The organism is Streptomyces sp. NPDC058964, from assembly GCF_042741275.1.
In the GTDB taxonomy this organism is placed as follows: Bacteria; Actinomycetota; Actinomycetes; order Streptomycetales; family Streptomycetaceae; genus Streptomyces.
Genome location: NZ_JBHYKH010000752.1, coordinates 1 through 3176, shown reverse-complemented (window position 1 = coordinate 3176; position 3176 = coordinate 1). Strand labels below are relative to the sequence as shown.

3 protein-coding genes are annotated in these 3176 nt (G+C 72.4%); 1 reads left to right on the top strand and 2 read right to left on the bottom strand.

Going from position 1 to position 3176, the window contains the following annotated elements:
* Positions 1-2: 2 nt before the first annotated feature.
* Positions 3-2339 carry an ATP-binding cassette domain-containing protein gene (locus ACFW2E_RS44195; protein WP_384477041.1) on the bottom strand — a complete coding sequence of 779 codons (2337 nt, stop codon included), beginning with the start codon at positions 2337-2339 and terminating at the stop codon, positions 3-5.
* A 108-nt stretch (positions 2340-2447) separates the two neighbouring features.
* Entirely contained in the window at positions 2448-2639 is a 192-nt protein-coding gene (locus ACFW2E_RS44190) for an antitoxin (protein ID WP_384477038.1), read from the bottom strand.
* A gap of 149 nt (positions 2640-2788) precedes the next feature.
* Between ACFW2E_RS44190 and ACFW2E_RS44185 the strand changes: the two genes are divergently transcribed.
* A partial coding sequence (locus ACFW2E_RS44185) for a Clp protease N-terminal domain-containing protein (protein WP_384477036.1) occupies positions 2789-3176 on the top strand: 388 nt, incomplete at its 3' end.

Genomic DNA, 3176 nt, shown 5'->3' with positions numbered 1-3176 from the left:
GTTCACGTTCCGGTGAGGGCCCGCCGCAGATAGGGCGCCGTCGCGCTCTCCCGGGTACGTGCGACCTCGCGTGGAGACCCCGCCGCGACGATCCGGCCGCCCGCGTCGCCGCCGCCCGGCCCCAGGTCGATCACCCAGTCCGCGCCCGCGACGACCGCCATGTCGTGCTCGACGACCACCACCGTGTGGCCGGCGTCCACCAGTCCGTGCAGCCGGCGCATCAGCACCTCGACGTCGGCCGGGTGGAGGCCGGTCGTCGGCTCGTCGAGGAGGTAGAGGGTGTGGCCTCGCCGGCCGCGCTGCAGCTCGCTCGCCAGCTTGATGCGCTGGGCCTCCCCGCCGGACAGCTCGGTCGCGGGCTGCCCGAGCCGCAGATAGCCGAGCCCCACGTCGAGCAGCGCGTCCAGGCTGCGGGCCACGGCCGGGGTGTCCGCGAAGAACTCCGCCGCGCCCTCCACCGTCAGGTCCAGCACCTGGGCGATGCTCCGCCCCCGGTACGTCACTTCGAGCGTCTCGGGGTTGTAGCGCGCCCCGCCACAGCCGGGGCACGGCGCGTACGTGCTCGGCAGGAACAGGAGCTCGACGGTGACGAACCCCTCGCCCTGGCAGGTCTCGCAACGCCCGCCCGCCACGTTGAAGGAGAACCGCCCCACGCCGTGACCGCGTTCGCGGGCCTGGTCGGTGGCCGCGAACACCTTCCGTACGACGTCGAACAGGCCTGTGTAGGTGGCGAGGTTGGAGCGCGGGGTGCGGCCGATCGGCTTCTGGTCGACCGAGACCAGCCGGCCGACGCCGTCCAGCTCCTCGGTGATCTCGCCGATGAGCGTGGACTTCCCGGAGCCGGACACACCGGTGACCGCGGTGAAGACACCCAGCGGGAACTCGGCCGTCAGCCCGCGCAGATTGTGCCGGGTCACCGGGCCGACCCGCAACCGGCCGCTGGGGGAACGGACTTCACGCACCGGCGCGGGGGAGCGGCCGAAGAGGAAGCGGGCCGTGGCCGACTCGGCGACCGAGGCCAGCTGGGCCACCGGGCCGCTGTACAGCACCCGCCCGCCGTGCTCGCCCGCGCGCGGGCCCACGTCCACGAGCCAGTCGGCGCCGCGCACCACATCCAGGTGGTGCTCCACCACGAACACCGAGTTGCCCGCGGCCTTCAGCCGGGCCAGCACCCCGACCAGAGCCTCGGTGTCCGCCGGGTGCAGGCCGGCCGACGGCTCGTCGAGGACGTACACCACACCGAACAGACCGGACCTCAACTGGGTGGCGAGCCGCAGGCGTTGCAGCTCGCCCGCGGAGAGGGTGGGCGCCGCGCGGTCGAGACCGAGGTAGCCGAGGCCGAGCTCGACGACCGGTGCGATCCGGGACTTGAGGTCCTCGGTGAGCACCCGCGCCGCCTCCGACGTGCCCTGGAGCACCCCGGCCAGCTCGGCCAGCGGCATGGCGGCGAGTTCCGCGATCGTACGGCCCGCGAAGGTCACCGCCAGCGCCTCCGGCCGCAGCCTGCTGCCGTGGCACGCCGGACAGGGCGCGCTGGTGAGGAAGCGCTCCGCCTTCGCCCGCAGGGTGGGGCTCTTGGAGTCCGAGAACGTCTTCATGACGTACCGGTGCGCGCTCGTGTACGTGCCCTGGTACGGCCGTTGGATGCGGTCGGCGTCGCGCACGGGGTGCACCGTGACGACCGGCTGCTCCTGCGTGAACAGGATCCACCGCCGCTGCTCGGCGGGGAGTTCGCGCCACGGCCGGTCCACGTCGTACCCGAGGGCATCGAGGACGTCGCGCAGGTTCTTGCCCTGCCAGGCACCCGGCCAGGCCGCGATCGCGCCGTCCCGGATCGACAGCGAGGGGTCGGGTACCAGCAACTCCTCGGTCGTGCGGTGCACTTGGCCGAGGCCATGGCACTCGGGGCAGGCCCCTGCCGCCGTGTTGGGGGAGAAGGCGTCCGAGTCCAGCCGCTCGGCCCCAGGCGGGTAGTCCCCGGCGCGCGAGAACAGCATGCGCAGGGAGTTGGAGAGGTTGGTGACCGTGCCGACCGACGAGCGTGAGGTCGGCGCCGAGCGGCGCTGCTGGAGCGAGACCGCGGGCGGCAGTCCGGTGATCTCCCCGACCTCGGGCGCCCCGACCTGGTGGATCAGGCGCCGGGCGTAGGGCGCCACCGACTCGAAATAGCGCCGCTGCGCCTCCGCGTAGATCGTGCCGAACGCAAGCGACGACTTCCCGGAGCCGGAGACACCGCTGAAGACGGCCAGCACGTCCCGCGGGATGTCCACGTCGACGCCCTTGAGGTTGTGCTCGCGGGCACCGCGGACACGGACGTACGGGTCGTGAGGGCTGTGCATCGGGGAACTCCGTACGGGCCGGCCGGGCGGGGACAAACCCCGCGATTCTAGCCCGGCGCCCGTCGCGCCCCGTCCGACCGGTGCCCTGGCCGGCGGCCTGGCCTGCGGTTACGGGTGCGGAGGGTAGTCCCGGTCGTGGCCTCGGAGCTCGTCCTTCATCTTCTGCTGGGCGGTGTCGACCTGGGGCTGGTACTTGCCCTGGGTCTTCTCGTCGGCGTAGTCGCCGCCCTTGTCGATGCCCTTGTCGGCCATGTCCTCGTGGCCCTTGAGCATGCCCTTGATCTTGTCCATGAAGGACATGGCAGCCCTCCTCGCTGGTAGAGGTTCATCTCCCAGCCTCACCGCCCCGGGCGCGGTTCGCATCTCGGCGGGCGCCCCTGTGCGGGGATGTCCACTATGTGCGAGTTTGGTAGGCGCGGTACGCCTGATGCCAAGGAAAGGCCCGGCTCATGACTTCTCCCGGTTTCGGTTTCGGACGCAGCCCTTTCGAAGAGTTCGACGACCTCATGAACCGCTTCTTCGGCGGGGCCGGTCCCGCCGCGCACACCCGGCGGGTGCAGACCGTGGACATCGGCAGCCTGCTCTCGGAACGGGCCCGTGAGCTGGTCGCGGAGGCACGGGAGATCGCGGCCGCCGAGGGCAGCGACGACCTCGACGCCCGGCATCTGCTGGCCGCCGCCACCCAGCACGACTCGACCCGGAGGCTGCTGACCGAAGCGGGAGCGGACCCCGACCGGATCCGGGAGCGGCTCGGTACGGGCACGCCGGGCGCCGAGAGGACCGCGCCCACCACCCTCACCCCGGCCGCCAAGCGTGCTCTGCTGGACGCCTATCAGA

Coding starts and splice junctions, on each gene's coding strand:
- ACFW2E_RS44190 (WP_384477038.1), bottom strand. CDS start 2,639: ATGTCCTTCATGGACAAGATCAAGGGCATGCTCAAGGGCCACGAGGAC.
- ACFW2E_RS44195 (WP_384477041.1), bottom strand. CDS start 2,339: ATGCACAGCCCTCACGACCCGTACGTCCGTGTCCGCGGTGCCCGCGAG.